14 protein-coding genes are annotated in these 17374 nt (G+C 65.4%); 8 read left to right on the top strand and 6 right to left on the bottom strand.

Annotated elements, in window-relative coordinates:
* Positions 1-64 precede the first annotated feature (64 nt).
* The gene (locus tag C4S70_RS14060) at positions 65-1366 is read right to left on the bottom strand and encodes a helix-turn-helix domain-containing protein (RefSeq protein WP_104008747.1); all 1302 of its coding nucleotides are present in this window, start codon (positions 1364-1366) and stop codon (positions 65-67) included.
* Between the two features lie 230 nt (positions 1367-1596).
* On the opposite strand from C4S70_RS14060, the gene C4S70_RS14055 reads away from it, so the two are divergent.
* The 6 genes from C4S70_RS14055 (at position 1597) to C4S70_RS14030 (ending at position 7980) form a co-directional block, all read left to right on the top strand.
* A complete protein-coding gene (locus C4S70_RS14055) occupies positions 1597-2943 on the top strand; it encodes a substrate-binding protein (protein WP_104008746.1) in 1347 nt (448 codons plus the stop codon).
* Between the two features lie 126 nt (positions 2944-3069).
* Positions 3070-4101 (top strand): branched-chain amino acid ABC transporter permease, encoded by a 1032-nt coding sequence (locus C4S70_RS14050; RefSeq protein ID WP_104008745.1) that lies wholly within the window; start codon positions 3070-3072, stop codon positions 4099-4101.
* A 5-nt stretch (positions 4102-4106) separates the two neighbouring features.
* Entirely contained in the window at positions 4107-5318 is a 1212-nt protein-coding gene (locus tag C4S70_RS14045; protein WP_104008744.1) for a branched-chain amino acid ABC transporter permease, read from the top strand.
* Between the two features lie 15 nt (positions 5319-5333).
* Entirely contained in the window at positions 5334-6089 is a 756-nt protein-coding gene (locus C4S70_RS14040; protein WP_104008743.1) for an ABC transporter ATP-binding protein, read from the top strand.
* 12 nt (positions 6090-6101) lie between these two features.
* Positions 6102-6857, top strand: coding sequence for an ABC transporter ATP-binding protein (locus tag C4S70_RS14035; RefSeq protein WP_104008742.1), 756 nt, complete (start codon positions 6102-6104; stop codon positions 6855-6857).
* Positions 6858-7107: 250 nt separating this feature from the next.
* Entirely contained in the window at positions 7108-7980 is an 873-nt protein-coding gene (locus C4S70_RS14030) for an NAD(P)-dependent oxidoreductase (RefSeq protein ID WP_104008741.1), read from the top strand.
* A gap of 82 nt (positions 7981-8062) precedes the next feature.
* Here the strand turns inward: C4S70_RS14030 and C4S70_RS14025 are convergent, their stop codons facing one another.
* Positions 8063-8803 carry an aspartate/glutamate racemase family protein gene (locus C4S70_RS14025; RefSeq protein ID WP_104008740.1) on the bottom strand — a complete coding sequence of 247 codons (741 nt, stop codon included), beginning with the start codon at positions 8801-8803 and terminating at the stop codon, positions 8063-8065.
* Positions 8804-8812: 9 nt separating this feature from the next.
* Positions 8813-9502: a GntR family transcriptional regulator gene (locus tag C4S70_RS14020; protein ID WP_104008739.1), complete on the bottom strand. Its 690-nt coding sequence runs from the start codon at positions 9500-9502 to the stop codon at positions 8813-8815.
* Between the two features lie 108 nt (positions 9503-9610).
* Here C4S70_RS14020 and C4S70_RS14015 point away from each other — a divergent pair, with 108 nt between their 5' ends.
* The gene (locus C4S70_RS14015) at positions 9611-11302 is read left to right on the top strand and encodes a thiamine pyrophosphate-binding protein (protein WP_104008738.1); all 1692 of its coding nucleotides are present in this window, start codon (positions 9611-9613) and stop codon (positions 11300-11302) included.
* A 144-nt stretch (positions 11303-11446) separates the two neighbouring features.
* On the opposite strand, the gene C4S70_RS14010 is transcribed toward C4S70_RS14015, so the two are convergent.
* Together C4S70_RS14010 and moaA are read right to left on the bottom strand one after the other, a co-directional pair.
* Positions 11447-12757 carry a 3-deoxy-D-manno-octulosonic acid transferase gene (locus tag C4S70_RS14010; RefSeq protein ID WP_104008737.1) on the bottom strand — a complete coding sequence of 437 codons (1311 nt, stop codon included), beginning with the start codon at positions 12755-12757 and terminating at the stop codon, positions 11447-11449.
* Between the two features lies 1 nt (position 12758).
* Positions 12759-13769 (bottom strand): GTP 3',8-cyclase MoaA, encoded by a 1011-nt coding sequence (moaA, locus tag C4S70_RS14005; protein ID WP_104008736.1) that lies wholly within the window; start codon positions 13767-13769, stop codon positions 12759-12761.
* Positions 13770-13846: 77 nt separating this feature from the next.
* On the opposite strand from moaA, the gene C4S70_RS14000 reads away from it, so the two are divergent.
* Positions 13847-14413, top strand: a complete 567-nt coding sequence (locus C4S70_RS14000; RefSeq protein ID WP_235003834.1) for a hypothetical protein — start codon at positions 13847-13849, stop codon at positions 14411-14413.
* A 144-nt stretch (positions 14414-14557) separates the two neighbouring features.
* Here the strand turns inward: C4S70_RS14000 and acnA are convergent, their stop codons facing one another.
* A complete protein-coding gene (acnA, locus tag C4S70_RS13995; RefSeq protein WP_104008734.1) occupies positions 14558-17308 on the bottom strand; it encodes an aconitate hydratase AcnA in 2751 nt (916 codons plus the stop codon).
* Positions 17309-17374 lie beyond the last annotated feature (66 nt).

Genomic DNA, 17374 nt, shown 5'->3' with positions numbered 1-17374 from the left:
GGCGCAACATTCTTGCCTTGGTGCAGACTATCCCCGGCCCGGCCACGGTGTCAAAACCCTTGCATCAGGCGCCGTCGCTCAGGATGGACGGCTCTCGCCGGGCGCCGCATCCCCGGCGCGGGCAGACCCGGCAGCTGCTGCCCACGGGCTGGGCCTCCTGGCCCGGGTCGTCCGCGGCCGGCAGGATCAGCATGAACGACCGCAACACCGGATCGCTGTCGAAATCGGGCTGCTGCATCGGCCAGGATACGGCAAGACAGTCGAACGCGTGCCGAACCCTTCCCAGTTGGGTCACCCGGCGGCGGATCGGCACCAGCGGGCGGCTCAGCGCGATGTAAAGCGGCCAGAGCGGGCAGGATTCTCCGTGACGCGGCATGGCAAAGCCCGCGACCTGCTTGCGGAACAGGATGCTGCCCGAGGCATCGCAGATCACCAGCCCGCAGCCGCGCGGCAGAACGCCTTCTGGCATCGCCGCCAGCCGCCGGAACACCGCCGGAAGATCGGCGTTGAACGCCCGCGCCAAGGCCACAGGGTCGAGCCCCAGCCGGTCCAATGCTTCGCGGAACGGCCCCAGCGGCATCGCGCGGGCGTCGGCAGCATAGACGTCCAGCACCGCCCGTCCCAGGGCGCGCGCGGCCTTCGAGCCCAGCGAGGATTCCGCCTCGATCACCTTTTCGACCGTCGCGGTTCCGTTTTCCAGCTCGGGGAAGTGGTTGCTGCGGGCGGCCAAGAAGGCTTCGACCTCTTCCTGCGGCACGCCGCGGCGTTCCTTTCCCGCATCGCTTTCGTCCAGATAGGTCATCAACGCCTTGGAGCTTTCCGCCAGCCGCTGGCTGTCCTCGTTCAGGTTGCGGTGGAACCGGTCGCGCCATTCCGGTTCGAGCTCGTCGGTTTCGGCCAGAATGGCGGCGGTGGAACGGATCGAGGCGGCGGTGGACAGCACCTCGTGCAGCGAGGCGGCCAGGTGGGGATCGTGGGTCAGGCGGTCGGACAGGATCTCGACCGTCCGTTCCAGCGAGGCAATGCGCCGATGGGCGGCAGCAAGTACCTCGGCCCAGCCGGGGAAGCGGCCGGCGAATTCCTCGGCCCGGTCCAGTTCGGCATTGACGGTGCCTGCGTCGGCGGCCGCCTCGCGCAGGGTCGAGATCAGCGCCGCCTCGGCCCCTTCGGTGAGCATTGATGGCTCCACCCCCAGCGCGCGGGCGATGTCCACCAGCAGCTTGCCGCCGATTCTGCGCCGGTTGTGCTCGATCAGGTTCAGGTAAGAGGCGGATATGCCAACTTGTCGCGCCAGATCCGCCTGCCGCAGCCCGGCGATCGTGCGGCGTTCGCGGATGCGGCTGCCTGTCAGCGTGTCCCGTGGCATGTCCGGCTCGTCCCGATTTTCACGTTATTTCAATCACTTTCTGCACTGCAACATAAGAAGATTTACAATCTTCGGTGGCCGCTTGTTGAATTGTTTACAGAATTATCGTGTTTTTCAAGGGGTTTATTGCGAAATTTTCGGAAACCGCAGCATACTTTGTTTGCACAATCGTGCCCGCACCGCGCGGAATGAGGAGCCGCGCGTGCGTCAGTCTCAATGGGAGGATATTGATGTCCAAAAGCAATCTCACGCGCCGCGGCGTCCTGAAGACCGGTGCGGTTGCCGGCGCCGGCGTCGCGCTGCCGACGATCTTCACCTCGAGCGCGTCTGCCTTTACCAACGATCCCGGTAGCGCCAGCACCGTGAAGTTCGGCTTCAACGTGCCGCAGACCGGCCCCTATGCCGATGAAGGCATGGACGAGCTGCGCGCCCAGGAACTGGCCGTCGAGCACATCAACGGCATGGGCGACGGCGGCATGCTGAACACCTTCAGCTCCAAGGCGCTGGACGGCACCGGCCTGCTGGGCAAGAAGGTCGAGTTCGTCACCGGCGACACCCAGACCAAGTCGGACGCCGCCCGCGCATCGGCCAAGTCGATGATCGAAAAGGACGGCGTGATCATGATCAACGGCGGCTCGTCCTCGGGCGTGGCCATCGCCGTTCAGGGCCTGTGCCAGGACGCCGGGATCATCTTCATGGCCGGTCTGACGCACTCCAACGACACCACTGGCAAGGACAAGAAGCGCAACGGCTTCCGTCACTTCTTCAACGCCTACATGTCCGGTGCCGCGCTGGCGCCGGTGCTGGCCAAGCAGTATGGCAAGGACCGCCGCGCCTATCACCTGACCGCCGACTACACCTGGGGCTGGACCCAGGAAGAGTCGATCGCGGCCGCCACCGAGGCGCTGGGCTGGGAAACCGTGCAGAAGGAGCGCACGCCATTCGGCGTGGGCGACTATTCGTCCTACATCACGCCGGTTCTGAACTCGGGCGCCGACGTTCTGATCCTGAACCACTATGGCCGCGACATGATCAACTCGATCAACCAGGCGGTCCAGTTCGGCCTGCGTGACAAGATGGTCAACGGCAAGCAGTTCGAGATCGTCGTTCCGCTCTATTCGGAACTGATGGCCGAAGGTGCCGGCGAGGCGATCAAGGGCGTCTATGGCTCGATGAACTGGAACTGGCAGCTGACCGACGAGGGCACCAAGGCGTTCGTCAAGTCGTTCGGCGAAAAGTATGGCCGTCCGCCGTCCAACTCGGCCCAGACCTGCTATGTGCAGACGGTCCTCTATGCCGATGCCGTGGCGCGGGCGGGGTCGTTCAACCCCTGCGCCGTGGTCGAGGCGCTGGAAGGCTTCGAGTTCGACGGGCTGGGCAACGGGCCGACGCTCTATCGCGCCGACGACCACCAGTGCTTCAAGGACGTGCTGGTCATGAAGGGGAAAGAGAACCCGACCAACCAGTTCGACATCCTCGAGATCGTGGACATCACGCCGCGGGCCCAGGTGGAATATGCACCGGATCACCCGATGTTCGCCGGTGGCGATCTCGGCGAGTGCAACCCGGGCGCCTGACGGCGCATCCGGACCGGCCGGCCGCGTGCGCGCCGCGCGGCCGGCCAATCTCTATCCGGCGGCGTGACCCGAACCGCGCCCGGTAACCCGAATTCTCGCATCTGCAAACCCGAAGGTGGGACACTCATGGACGCAATCCTGCTGCAAATCCTGAACGGGCTCGACAAGGGCTCGGCCTATGCGATGATCGCATTGGGCCTGACGCTGATCTTCGGCACGCTCGGCGTGGTGAACTTCGCCCACGGCGCGCTGTTCATGATCGGCGCCTTCTGCGCCGTCACGCTCAACCGGATCCTCAACCTTTCGTATACGGTCGTGGACGAAACCCAGAAGGACTTTCTGGGCAATCCGCTCAAGGTCGATGTGCCCTACGTCAAGGGCATCTTCGGTGATGCCTTCGGCAATGCCATCATCGACTGGTCGGTGCCGCTGGCGATCCTGTTCTCCATCCCGATCATGCTGGCCGTCGGCTATGCGATGGAGCGCGGTCTGATCAAGCATTTCTACAAGCGTCCGCATGCCGATCAGATCCTCGTGACCTTCGGCCTGGCCATCGTGATGCAGGAGATCGTCAAGTATTTCTTCGGCGCCAATCCGATTCCGACGCCCGCGCCGGACGCGCTGAAGGGCTCGATCGACTTTGGCGTGCTGGTGGGTCTCGACGTCAACGCGGTGGTCTACCCGGCCTGGCGCTTCGTCTATTTCTGCTTTGCCGCGCTGGTGATCGGCGGCGTGTTCGCCTTTCTGCAGTTCACCACCTTCGGCATGGTGGTGCGCGCGGGCATGGCCGACCGCGAAACCGTGGGGCTTCTGGGGATCAACATCGACCGCCGCTTTACCATCATGTTCGGCATCGCCGCCGCCGTGGCCGGCCTGGCGGGCGTGATGTACGCCCCGATCAACTCGCCCAACTACCACATGGGCATGGATTTTCTCGTGCTCAGCTTCGTCGTGGTGGTGGTCGGCGGCATGGGCAGCCTGCCAGGCGCGGTGGCCGCGGGCTTCCTGCTGGGCATTCTCGAAAGCTTTGCCTCGATGAACGAGGTCAAGGCGCTGCTGCCCGGCATTGACCAGATCATCATCTACCTGGTCGCGATCATCATTCTGCTCACCCGTCCGAGGGGCCTGATGGGCCGCAAAGGCGTGATGGAGGACTAATTCCCATGTTCGGACTGGACAAGAAAGACACAACCCTTCTGATCGTGGTGACGGCCCTCGTCGTGCTGGCGCCGTTCATCCTCAACCCGTTCCCCGCCGACAGCGCGCTGGCGCAGTTCAACGCGGGCTACCCCGACCTGATGCAGCGCTTTGTCATCTTCGGGATCTTCGCGATCGGCTTCAACCTGCTGTTTGGCCTGACCGGGTATCTGTCCTTTGGCCACGCGGCTTTTCTGGGCGTGGGATCCTACGCCGCGGTGTGGATGTTCAAGCTGCTCAGCTACAACGTGGTGCCGGCGATCGTCCTGGCGGTGATCGTGGCGGGGCTGTTCAGCGTGCTGATCGGTTACGTCTCGCTGCGCCGGTCGGGGATCTACTTCTCGATCCTGACGCTGGCCTTTGCGCAGATGTCCTACAACCTGGCCTATTCGGTGCTGACGCCGATCACCAACGGCGAAACCGGCCTGCAGGTCTATTCCAACGACCCGCAGATCCTGAAGGGCGACGGGCCGGACGTGACCCACCTCTTCGGGCTCGAGATGGGTTCGGCCTACACGCTCGACATCGGGCCGTGGTCCTTCGTCTTCTCGGCGGGATACTATTTCTGCGCGATCTTCATGCTGGTCGCCTTCTACCTGGCGATCCGCATCTTCCGGTCGCCTTTCGGTCTGATGCTGCGCGCGGTCAAGTCCAACCAGCAGCGCATGGCCTATACCGGGCTGAACACGCGGCCCTACACGCTGGCGGCCTTCGTGATCTCGGGCATGTATGCGGGGCTGGCCGGCGGCCTGATGGCGGCGATGGACCCGCTGGCCGGCGCCGAACGGATGCAGTGGACCGCCAGCGGCGAGGTCGTGCTGATGACCATTCTCGGCGGGGCCGGGACGCTGATCGGGCCGGTGCTGGGCGCGGGCTTCATCAAGTATTTCGAAAACATCTTCTCGAAGATCAACGACAGCGTGCTGCACCAATGGTTCAGCTTCATGCCCGACGGGATGGAGGATTTCATGGTCTTCATCGTGCACCCCTTCATCGGCAAGGGCTGGCACCTGACGCTGGGCATCCTGTTCATGCTGGTGGTGATCTTCCTGCCCGGCGGCCTGGTCGAAGGCGGCCAACGGATCGCGGCCTGGCTGCGCGGCCGGGGCAAGAAACCGGCAGGCGGTTCGGGCGACCCTGAACATCACCCCAAGCCCGCCCCCCACGTGGCCGAATGAGAAGGAGCGCCTGACATGGGTATTCTCGAAGTCAAGAATGTCAGCAAGAACTTCGGCGGCCTCAAGGCGCTGAGCGACGTGAACCTGAGCGTTCGGGAGAACACGGTTCACGCCATCATCGGGCCGAACGGCGCGGGCAAATCCACCTTGCTGAACTGCTTGGTGGGCAAGCTGATCCCCGACACCGGAAGCGTCATGTTCGACGGCCAGTCGGTGCTGGGGCGGCACCCCTACGAGATCAACCAGATGGGCATTTCCCGCGTGTTCCAGACGCCCGAGATCTTCGGCGATCTGACCGTGCTGGAAAACATGATGATCCCGATCCTGGCCAAGCGCGACGGCACGTTCGAGCTGAACGCGCTGACCAGCATCGGCAGCCAGAAGGACGTCATCGAACGCGCCGAGCACATGCTGGAAGAGATGAGCATGGCCGACAAGCGCCATTTCCATTCCGGCTCGCTTTCGCGCGGGGACAAGCGGCGGCTGGAAATCGCCATGTGCCTGAGCCAGGAGCCGCGCCTGCTGCTGCTGGACGAGCCGACCGCCGGCATGGCGCGGGCGGATACCAACAACACCATCGACCTGCTCAAGCAGATCAAGGAGGAACGCGACATCACCATCGCCATCATCGAACACGACATGCATGTGGTGTTTTCTCTGGCCGAGCGGATCACGGTGCTGGCGCAGGGCACGCCGCTGGTCGAGGACACGCCCGAGAACATCAAGGGCCACCCCAAGGTGCGCGAAGCCTATCTGGGCGAGTCGGCGTAAGGAGACCGCGACATGAACGTGAAACCGGACTTTTCCAAAAACGCCAACATGGCCGAAACGGCCCCGGCCTATCTGTCGGTCTGGGACATGCACGCCTATTACGGCGAAAGCTACATCGTGCAGGGGGTGAACTTCAACGTGCACGAAGGCGAGATCCTCGCGCTGCTGGGCCGCAACGGTGCGGGCAAGACTTCGACCCTGCGGTCGATCGCTCGGATCGGCTCGCCCTTGGTGACGCATGGCGAGATCTGGCTGGATCACCAGCCGCTGCACCGCATGACCAGCTATGAGGCGGCGCAGGCGGGGCTGGGGCTGGTGCCCGAGGACCGGCGCATCATTCCCGGCCTGACGGTCGAGGAAAACATCCAACTGGCCCAGATCGCGCCGCCGATCGGGTGGGAACTGGATCGCATCTACGAGCTGTTCCCGCGTCTGGGCGAGCGGCGCAAGCAGGAGGGCGTGACGCTGTCGGGCGGCGAACAGCAGATGCTGGCCATCGCCCGCGCGCTGGCGCGGGACATCAAGGTGCTGCTGCTGGACGAACCCTATGAAGGCCTTGCCCCGGTGATCGTGGACGAGATCGAAAAGACGCTGATCCACATCAAGGAACAGGGCATGACCACGATCATCGTCGAACAGAACGCGGTGCGGGCCCTGGAACTGGCCGACCGCGCGGTGATCCTCGATACCGGCAGCGTGGCGTTCGACGGCTCCGCCGCCGAGGTTCTGGGCAATGCCGAGCTGCGCGCCGAATACCTCGCCATCTGACGCAATTCTCCCCGTCGCGCTCGCCGGGTCCGGCGGGCGCTGGCACTGACTGGCCGGCCCCTCTGCGGGCCGGTTTCTTTTTGCGCGCCAAGGGTTGGTCGCCTGTCCCGCGGCGAAATCCTGCCGGGGCGAAATTTAATTCCGATTGTTCCCGATCGGGGACTTGCTTTCTGGTTTGATATCCTTACCAATTGTCGCCAGCTACAAAAAAGGAAGCGGCGTTCGGTCGCCTTTTTAGAGGGACGAATAAATGGCAAAAGTCGCGTTTCTGGGTCTTGGGGTGATGGGCTACCCGATGGCGGGGCACCTCAAGGCAGCCGGGCATGACGTGACCGTCTACAACCGCACCGCCGCCAAGGCCGAGAAATGGGTGGCCGAGCATGGCGGCGCGATGGCGCCGACCCCGGCCAGGGCGGCCGAAGGGGCAGACTTCGTCATGTCCTGCGTGGGCAATGACGACGACCTGCGCGCGGTGTGCCTGGGCGACGATGGCGCCTTTGCCGGGATGGCCGCGGGCACGGTCTTTGTCGATCACACCACCGTTTCCGCCAAGGTCACGCGCGAGCTTTATGCCGCCGCCGGGGAGCGGGGGATTTCCTTCGTGGATGCGCCCATTTCCGGCGGGCAGGCCGGGGCCGAGAACGGCGTTCTGTCAATCATGTGCGGCGGCGACGAAGAGGCCTATGCAAGGGTCGAGCCGGTCATGCAGGCCTATGGCCGGTCGATCAAGCGGCTGGGCGAGAGCGGCGCCGGCCAGCTGACCAAAATGGTCAATCAGATCTGCATCGCCGGGCTGTTGCAGGGCCTGTCCGAGGGGCTGCATTTTGCCGAAAAGGCGGGGCTGGACGGCCGCGCGGTGGTCGAGGTGATCTCGGGCGGGGCGGCCGGGTCGTGGCAGATGTCGAACCGCTATGAAACCATGATCGACGACAAGTTCGATTTCGGCTTTGCCGTGGACTGGATGCGCAAGGATCTGGGCATCTGCCTGTCCACCGCCAACGAAAACGGTGCCTCGCTGCCGGTCACGGCGCTGGTGGATCAGTTCTACAAGGATGTGCAGAAGATGGGCGGCGGCCGCTGGGACACGTCCAGCCTCATCAAGCGCCTCCGGGCATTCGGTTAAGGATTCCGCAAGCGCAAGATTGCGCCCACCACTCACGACGCGGGACAGGGCCCCGGCAATTGCGGCCGGGGCCTTTTTCGTTTCAATGGCGGGGGTCGTCCAGTTCCGTCGGAAAGCGCCGCGGCAGCAGGCCGGCCTGGAACCAATGGACGAAGCTTTCGATCGACCAGACCGGCAGACCGGTGCGGCGGCGGATATCGGTGGCATAGGGGACCATGTTGGTGCATTCCAGCACGATCGCGCCGGCCTCGGGGCAGTCGGCCATGATCTCGTCGGCGGCGTCCAGCATGTCCTGCCGGCAGGCGGCAAAGTCGATCTCGGCCGCATCGCCCAGGATGTCCCGGGTGAAGGCACAGCCGCCATCGGTGCCGTAGATCGGCGTGTCCGGCGCCACGCCGGCGGCCTTCAGATGGTCCGGGCTCAGCGTTGCGCGCGAAATCGTCAGGATCACCGCGCGCTTGCCCGGCGGCAGCATCGCCTGCACCATAGGCACCTGCATAAGAGACGAGGTGGCCACCGGCACGCCGAGCGCCTCGCGCAGTTCTTCCTGCACCAGCGACAGGAACCCGCAATTGGTGGTGATCCCGTCGCAGCCCATCGCCACCAGATCGCGGCCCGCCGCGACAAAGGCCGGCAGCAGCGCGCGCGGATCGCCGCGCACCACCCGGTCGGGCGAGGCCCCGCGCACCACCCGGTATTGCACCGGAAAGGGCCATGTCCGCGCGTTGCCCATGTCGCCGGGGATGCGCGGAAAGCGGGTTTCCAGCATCAGGATGCCGACCGTCGCACCATAAACCGTCTTGCCGCCGGATTGCGTGGTCATGGGATCCTCTTACAGATCGGGAACATAGAGTTGGGCATAGGCTTCGCGCACGGCCTGCGCCGCCTCGTCCCGTCGGCGGGCGATATGGGCGCGCATGGCTTGCGCGGCCGCCTCCGCGTCGCGTGCTGTCAGGGCGTCCAGAATGCGCCGATGCGCGGCCATCATGTCGGGACGGGCCGCGTTGCCGCGCTGCATCGCGCGCAGGTCGATCATGCGAACATACCGGACCCGGTCGTTGAGGTTGTCCAGCAGCCGCGCCAGTTCGCCATTGCCCGAGAGTGCGACGATGCGGCGGTGAAATCCCTCGTCCATCTCCAGCAGCCGCACTGCATCGGTTGCAGTGACATAGTCCGGCGCGATCCGGTCGAGCCAGGCGGCCAGTTCGGCCAGATCGTCATCCGATGCCCGCGCACAGGCCAGCCGGGCGGCTTCGCATTCGATCGCGACGCGGGCCTCGTAGAGATCCAGCACCGCTTCGGGGCTGAGCGGGCGGCAGAAGAAACCGCGCCCGCTCTGGAAGGTCAGAAACCCCTCGGCCACCAACCGGTTCAGCGCCTCGCGGATCGGGGTCCGGCTGGCGTTCAGCTGTTGTGCCAATGCGCTTTCGTTGATCCGTTCGCCGGGTTTGAAGGCAAACTCGGCCGCCATGCCGCGCAGCGCGTCATACAGGCGGTCCACGTTGCTTTCGGCCTTGGCCACGGGCGATCCCTTCGGTTGCTTCGATGGTCACACTAATGGGTGGTTGACTCGTGTGCAATATGTAATGCAAATCTGTATACGATTTTGCGCGCAGAAGGGACGGACGCGATGGAGAACGCCATGAACGGGGCCGAGGCGATGGTGCGGATGCTTCAGGCGCAGGGGGTGCGGCACATGTTCGGCCTCTGTGGGGATACGACGCTGCCGTTCTACGATGCGATGCGCGGGCTGGATCACGGGATCACCCATGTGCTGACCCGCGACGAGCGCAGCGCAACCTACATGGCCGATGGCTATTCCCGCGTGACCGGGCGCGTGGGCGTGGCCGAGGGGCCGTCGGGCGGGGGGGCGACCTATATCCTGCCGGGGCTGATCGAGGCGACGGAAAGCTCCTATGCGCTGTTGGCGATCACCACCGACATCTCGGTAGGGTCTTACGGCAAATACCCCCTGACCGAGGTGGACCAGGAGGCGCTGATGCGCCCGCTGACCAAATGGAACACGGTGATCCGGCGGGCCGATCACATCCCGCGGATGGTGCGCGCGGCGTTTCGGGCGATGACCACGGGGCGGCCGGGTGCTGCGCATATCGGGCTGCCCCATGATGTGCAGTATGATCCGGTGAACCCGTTTGACATCTGGGCCGATCCGGAAACCGCCACTTATCCCGCCTATCGCCAGGCCCCGCCGCCCGGCGCGGCCGAGGCGGCGGTGGAGGCGATCCTGTCGGCGAAACGCCCGCTGATCGTGTGCGGCGGCGGGGTGGTGATCGCGGGCGCCTGGGAGGAGTTGCAAAGGTTGGCCGAGCGGCTGGACGTGGCGGTTGCGACCTCGATTTCCGGGCAGGGATCGCTGGCGGAAACCCATCCCAACTGCCTGGGCGTGGTGGGTTCGAACGGCGGCACCGACGAGACATGGGAGATGATGGAGGCGGCCGATTTGGTGGTGTTCATGGGCTGCCGCGCGGGATCGACCACCACCGCGAGATGGGAGGCGCCGCGCCCTGGCACGCGGGTGGTGCATTTCGATTCCGACCCGATGGTGATGAATGCCAATTACCGGACCGAAGTTGCGGTGGTGGGCGACCTGAAGCTGGCGCTTGGCCAGGTGAACGCGGTGCTGGATGCGCGCGGGCAGGGGGCGCAGAGTTTCGGCGGCGCGGCGGCGGTGGAGGATCGCAAACGCCGCAAGATCGCGGCCTTCGACCGGCTGGCGGCCAGCGATGCCGCCCCGATCCGGCCCGAGCGCGTTGTGAAGGAATTGATGCGCGTGCTGCCCGAGGACGCGGTGGTGGTGTCGGATCCGGGCACGAGCTGCCCCTATTTCTCGGCCCATTATCAGCTGCCGCGTCCGGGGCGGCATTTCATCACCAATCGCGCGCACGGGGCGCTGGGCTATGCGCTGGCGGCGGCGCTGGGGGCGTGGTTCGGCCGGCCGGAGGCCAAGGCCGTGGGTCTGATGGGGGACGGCTCGTTCGGGTTTACCTGCGGTGAGCTGGAAACCGTCGCCCGGTGCGGCGCGCCGATCACCTATGTGGTGTTTTCCAATGCCAGTTTCGGCTGGATCAAGGCCAGTCAGGCCGCCGACAAGGGGGGGCGGTTCTACAATGTCGATTTCGGTCGCGCGGACAATGCGGCCGTGGCGGCGGCCTACGGGATCAGGGCGTGGCGGGTGGAGGATCCCTCCGAACTGGGCCGGGTTCTGGCCGAGGCCGTGGCGCATGGCGGGCCGACCCTGGTTGATGTGGCGGTGCAGCCGCTGGAAGAAGCTGCGGCGCCGGTTCGCCGCTGGATGGGGTAGGCCAGCGGGTTGAATGGGCGCCGGAGGGGGCGGAGGGGGCTCTGCCCCCTCGGCCCTTTCGGGCCTCACCCCCGGGGTATTGGTAACCAGAAAGAAGCAGGAGGCGGGGTGTGTCCGCGGGCGCTTGCCTGGCGGCGTCTTGGGTCAGGGTGCTGCACGGTCGAGGTGCAGCGCGATACAGAGTTTTCCGACCACCGCGTCCAGTGCGGCGTCGAGGGATGCTGCGTGGGCCTTGGCGGCGGCGCGGGCGGCTTCGAGCGCATCTGCGTCGTCGAGCCAGAGGGCGACCTGCCGGGCCAGGGTTTCTGCGTCCTTCACGTCCGCCAGACCGCCGGCGTGCGCGAGCCCATCATAGGCGTCGGCGGCATTGTCGCGGTAGGGCCCCGCCATGATGGCGCAGCCGGACATGGCCGGTTCATACGGGTTGTGCCCCCCCTTTGGCACAAGCGTTGCACCCAGAAAGACGATCGGCGAGAGCGCATACCAGGTGCCGGTTTCGCCGAGGGTATCGGCCAGATACACCTGCGTCTGGGGGCCAATCTCTTCGCCCCGCGAGCGGCGGGAGAGCGTCAGTCCGGCGGCGCGGACCGTGGATTCGACCTCGTCGCCGCGTTCGGGATGTCGGGGTACCAGGACAAGGCACAGGTCGCGGCTGTCCCGAAGCAGCCGGTTTTGTGCGGCTAGGACCACCTCTTCCTCGCCGGAATGGGTCGAACTGGCAATCCAGGCGGGGCGCCCGGCCAGGCCGTCGCGCGCCCGTTTCAGCGCGATCAGGTCCACCGGGGGCGCCGCCGCGCTGGCCTTGAGGTTGGTGCCTGCGACGACACGGGCGGGGGGGGCGCCCATCGAGATCAGGTCGCGGGCGGTGCGCGTGCTCTGGGCCATCAGAAGGTCGAACCGGGACAGCAGAAAGCGGGCGGTTTCGGCGCGTCGCAGCCAGCCACGCACAGACGCCTCGGACAGCCGCGCGTTGACCAGGGCCAGCCTTGCGCCGCGTTCGCGGGCCATGACCAGCATGTTGGGCCAGAGTTCGCTTTCGACGAAAAGCCCGGCCGCGGGCCGCCAGTGGTCAAGGAACCGTCCCACCGGACCGGGGGCGTCGAGCGGCGCGAACTGGTGGCGGGTGCGCGGCGGCAGGCGTTTGGCCACCAGTTCGGCCGAGGTGGCCGTGCCCGAGGTGATGAGAAACTCGGCATCCGGCAGGCGCTGGCCCATGCGGGTGATGAGGGAAAGCACCGAGAGGCTCTCGCCGACGCTGGCGGCGTGGAACCAGATCACCGGCGCGGCCGGTCGCGGCAGCGAGGCGTGGCCCAGCCGTTCCTGCATGCGCTCGGTCGCGACCCCGTGGCGGCGCAGCTTGCGCGATACGCTGGCCCAGGCAAGCGGCACCAATGCGCGCGTCGCGGTCCGGTAGAACCGATAGAGCGGCGTCGGCCCGCCGCCGGATGCACCCATGTCAGCCGCCCGTGTGGCTCATGTGGCGGGTCATCTGGCCGTCGGCGCGCTGTCTTGAATAGTCGAAATCATGGCCCTTGGGCTTGCGCGCGATAGCGGCCCGGATCGCCTGTTCCAGATGCGAGGCATCGCCGGGCCGGTCCCGCATCGGCTTGCGCAGGTCGGCCACGTCTTCCTGACCGAGACACATGTAAAGCTCGCCCGTGCAGGTCAGGCGCACGCGGTTGCAGCTTTCGCAGAAGTTATGCGACAGCGGCGTGATGAAGCCGATCTTTTGCCCGGTCTCCTCGAGCCGCACATAGCGGGCGGGACCGCCGGTGCGTTCGGCCAGATCGGTCACGGTGTAGGACCGTTCATAGGTCGCGCGCACGTCGGTCAGGGGCCAGAACTGGCCCAAACGGTCCTCGCTGCCGATGTCCTCTCCCATCGGCATGACCTCGATCCAGGTCAGGTCCATGTCACGCTCGGCGCACCATTCGGTGATGCGGGGCAGCTCCTCTTCGTTGAAGCCCTTGAGTGCGACGGTGTTGATCTTGATCCGCAGCCCCGCCCGTTGCGCGGCGTCGATGCCGTTCAGCACCTGCTTGAGCCGGCCCCAGCGGGTGACGCGGGCGAACTTGTCCTCGTCCAGCGTATCGAGCGAGATGTTCACCCGGCGCACCCCGGCGGCATAAAGGTCGTCCGCAAAGCGATGCAGTTGCGAGCCGTTGGTGGTCAGCGTCAGTTCCTTCAGCGCGCCGGAGTCCAGATGACGGCTCATACCCCGAAAGAAGGTCATGATCCCCCGCCGCACCAGCGGCTCGCCGCCGGTCACGCGCAGCTTTGCCACGCCGAGACCGATGAAGGCCGAACACAGCTGGTCCAGTTCTTCCAGCGTCAGCAGATCCTTCTTGGGCAGAAAGGTTATGTTCTCCGACATGCAATAGACGCAGCGGAAATCGCATCGGTCGGTGACCGAGACCCGCAGGTAGGTGATCGGGCGGGCGAAGGGATCGATGAGTGGTGCGGTCATGCGGAAATAGGTAGAGTGATCGGGGCTCTGCGGCAAGTGCGGAGTCGCGCGGACAAAAGGGGCAGACGATGCGCCGCATGTTTGAGAACGACAGATTCACCATGGCCCTGCTGGTGGCCTGTATCGTGGCGGGCTATCTGGGGTTTCGGTATTTCTACCAGGTTTCGGGCGATTTCCCCTTTTCGCAGGAACTGCTTCTGGTGTTCATCGGGGCCGTGGCCACGGTTCTGATCACGGCGCTGCTGCTGAACCGGCAGACCGAACTGGAGCTGCGCAAGGAAGGGCAGGTGCTGCTGCTGGACCAGAAAAGCGCGGTCTATTCGGCGCTGATCGAGCATCTCGGCGCGATCGTCGAAAGCGGCACGCTGGAGCGGGACGAGCTGGCGCGGCTGCGTGTTCTGAACCACAAGATCGCAATGTTCGGCAGCGCCGAGGTGATTTCGCGGTTTTCCGAGGTGCTGGGCCGGCTGGATGCCGCCGTCGCGGATCAGTCGATGACCGATGCCGAGCGCAACCGGATCATGCAGTCGGTGGCCGTTCTGACCTATTACATGCGGGCCGATCTTCTGGGGCGGATCGAGGGCGAGGATCAGGCAGCCGTTCTGGCGGCGATCAAATCCAACAACGCCGACCTGGAGCATTGACTGGAGCGTTGACGCGGCGTCCGGCGCCAGTCCGTTTGCGGGACGGTTTCAAGTGCCTCTGCCGCCGGTTCCGATCATCCAAGAGAACCGGAACAGGGGCGGCGTGGATGCGCGTGGCCCGATCCGGGGCCACGCGCGTGTTGTTCAGCTCTTGGCGAGGTTGCGCAGCACGTAGTGCAGCACGCCGCCATGCTCGACATACTCTTTCTCGGGCGCCGTATCGATCCGGCATTTCAGCGTGATCGTCCGGGTCGAGCCATCGGCATAGGTGATCTCGCACGGCACTTCGGCCTGCGGCTGCACGTCTTCCAGCCCGCGGATGGCGATCACCTCGTCGCCCTTCAGCCCCAGCGTCTTGCGGTTTTCGCCGCCGGTGAACTCGAAGGGGATCACGCCCATGCCCACGAGGTTGGAGCGGTGGATGCGCTCGAAGCTCTCGGCGATCACGGCCTTCACGCCCAGAAGCGCCGTGCCCTTGGCCGCCCAGTCGCGGCTGGAGCCCGCGCCATACTGTTCGCCGCCGATCACCACCAGCGGGGTGCCTTGTTCCTTGTAGGCCATGGCGGCGTCGAACACGGTGGTCACCTGGCCGTCGGGGCCCTTGGTAAAGCCGCCCTCGACCCCGTCCAGCATCTCGTTCTTGATGCGGATGTTGGCGAAGGTGCCGCGCATCATCACCTCGTGGTTGCCGCGCCGCGACCCGTAGGAGTTGAAGTCCTTCGGCGCCACCTGCCGTTCGATCAGGTATTTCCCGGCCGGCGTGTCCGCGGTGAACGATCCCGCGGGCGAGATATGGTCGGTGGTGATCATGTCGCCCAGGATCAGCAGCTCGCGCGCGCCCTCGATATTGGTGATCTTGCCCTTCTCCGGCCCCATGCCCTGGAAATAGGGCGGGTTCTGGATGTAGGTCGAGGTCGGCGGCCAGTCATAGGTTTCCGCATCGGTGGTCTCGACCGACTGCCACTTTTCGTCGCCCTTGAACACGTCGGCGTATTTCTTCTGGAACGCCTCGCGGGTGACGGTTTCGTGGACCAAGTCGGAAATTTCCTTGCTGGTCGGCCAGATGTCCTTCAGGAAGACATCGTTGCCGTCCTTGTCCTTACCGATCGGGTCGCGGGTGAGGTCGATGTTCATGTCGCCCGCGATCGCGTAGGCCACCACCAGCGGCGGGCTGGCCAGATAGTTGGCGCGCACGTCGGGGCTGATCCGGCCCTCGAAGTTGCGGTTGCCCGACAGAACGGCGGTCGCCACCAGGTCGTTGTCCTGAATCGCCTTGCTGATTTCGGGCTGCAGCGGGCCCGAGTTGCCGATGCAGGTGGTGCAGCCATAGCCCACCAGGTTGAAGCCCAGCGCGTCGAGATCGTCCTGCAGCCCCGCGGCCTCGAGATATTCCGACACCACCTGGCTGCCGGGCGCCAGCGAGGTCTTGACCCAGGGTTTGCGGGTCAGACCCAGCGCGCGCGCCTTGCGCGCCAGCAGGCCTGCGCCGATCAGAACATAGGGGTTCGAGGTGTTGGTACAGGAGGTGATCGAGGCGATCACCACCGAGCCGTCGCGCAGCGTATAGTCCTGCCCCTCGACCGGGGCGGACTTGCGGGGATCGCCCGGGATCGGGTCCGAGGCGGGGCCTTCGTCGGCCATGTTCGCGGCCTCCAGCTCGGCATCCTCGCCGCGGTATTCCGACACGACCTTGAAGAAGCCCTCGGCCGCCTGCGACAGCGGCAGGTAGTCCTGCGGCCGCTTGGGCCCCGAGATCGCGGGCACGATTTGCCCCATGTCCAGTTCCAGCGTGTCGGTATAGACGGGCGCGTAATCCGCCCCGCGCCAGAAGCCGTTTTCCTTGGCATAGGCTTCGACCAGCGCGATGCGGGCCTCGTCCCGGCCGGTTTGGCGCAGGTATTTCAGCGTCTCGTCATCGACGGGGAAGAAGCCGCAGGTCGCGCCGTATTCGGGCGCCATGTTTGCGATCGTGGCGCGGTCGGGCAGCGGCAGGTGATCGAGGCCGGGCCCGTAGAATTCCACGAACTTGCCGACCACGCCCTTTTCGCGCAGCATCTCGACGATCTTCAGCACCAGATCCGTGCCGGTGGTGCCCTCCACCATCTCGCCGGTCAGTTTGAAGCCCACGACCTCGGGGATCAGCATGGAAATCGGCTGGCCCAGCATCGCCGCCTCGGCCTCGATGCCGCCCACGCCCCAGCCCAGAACGCCCAGGCCGTTGACCATGGTGGTGTGGCTGTCGGTGCCCACCAGCGTATCCGGGTAGGCCACGGTTTCGCCCGACTGGTCGGTGTCGGTCCAGACGGTCTGGGCGAGGTATTCCACATTCACCTGGTGGCAGATGCCGGTGCCCGGCGGCACCACGCGGAAGTTGTTGAACGCCTTCTGGCCCCACTTGAGAAAGGTATAGCGTTCCAGGTTGCGTTCGTATTCACGCTCCACGTTGCGCTTGAACGCATCTCCCGTGCCGAAATAGTCGATCATCACCGAATGGTCGATGACCAGATCCACCGGGTTCAGCGGGTTGATCTTCTGCGCATCGCCCCCCAGCGCCTTGATCCCGTCGCGCATGGCGGCAAGATCCACCACCGCCGGCACGCCGGTAAAGTCCTGCATCAGCACCCGCGCGGGGCGATAGGCGATCTCGCGCGGGTTGCGGCCGCCGTTTTCCGCCCATTCGCCGAACGCCTTGATGTCGTCGATCGAAACGGAAAACCCGCCATCCTCGAACCGCAAGATGTTTTCCAGAACCACCTTCAGCGAGGCCGGCAGTTTCGAGAAATCGCCAAAGCCCGCTTCTTGCGCGGCGGGAATCGAATAATAGGAAACGGTCTGATCGCCGACTTTCAGGCTGCGGCGCGTCTTGGCCGTGTCGTGACCTACGGTAATGGGCATGTGCGTGCCTCCCTCTCGAATGGATGGGACAGGGTTCGTTCCGGGGCTATCTGCAACAGCCCGCCC

The organism is Jhaorihella thermophila (assembly GCF_900108275.1).
GTDB lineage: Bacteria > Pseudomonadota > Alphaproteobacteria > Rhodobacterales > Rhodobacteraceae > Jhaorihella > Jhaorihella thermophila.
Note: the sequence above shows the minus strand (reverse complement) of the source record. Positions and strands in the feature narration are given on the sequence as shown.